General features: G+C 54.7%; 1 protein-coding gene. It reads left to right on the top strand.

Going from position 1 to position 497, the window contains the following annotated elements:
* A partial coding sequence (locus tag EU800_RS26210; RefSeq protein WP_207210025.1) for an integrase core domain-containing protein occupies positions 1 to 209 on the top strand: 209 nt, incomplete at its 5' end.
* Between the last annotated feature and the right edge of the window lie 288 nt (positions 210 to 497).

Genomic DNA, 497 nt, shown 5'->3' with positions numbered 1-497 from the left:
AGAATTATTACCTGCCTGGCGACCTGGAGCGGCAGATCGAAGCCTTCGTCGACTACTACAACAACCAGCGTTACCACGAGAGCCTGGGCAACCTGACGCCCGCCGATGTCTACCACGGCCGCGGCGCACAGATCCTGTCAATGAGAGAGGAGATCAAGAAACAGACCATCCGGAAACGCCGCTTGCAGCATCAGAACGCTGCCGCATAATCTCAAACGGAAACCGAACCGGAACTCTCGCTACGAGAAACCTTGCGATCTCCGAAATACTCTGACGACGGACAAGATGCTCTATTGGTTTGCCGTCATCGTCGCGGTGAATCTGCAGACCAGCTTCCTGACCCCACCATTCGGCTTCGCTCTCTTCTTCCTTAGAGCGTTCCCAATCTATTCGGTTTCATAGCCTGCGGCCTTGAAGAAGTTGTAGCATTCTTCTTCAGTGAAGAGGTTGCAGACGTGTCCGACGACCTGCCAAAGCGGTTCGTAGGTTCGAGCGGC

The organism is Tropicimonas sp. IMCC6043 (assembly GCF_004146235.1).
Classification (GTDB): Bacteria; Pseudomonadota; Alphaproteobacteria; order Rhodobacterales; family Rhodobacteraceae; genus Tropicimonas.
This window is presented reverse-complemented; position numbering and strand designations above follow the sequence as displayed.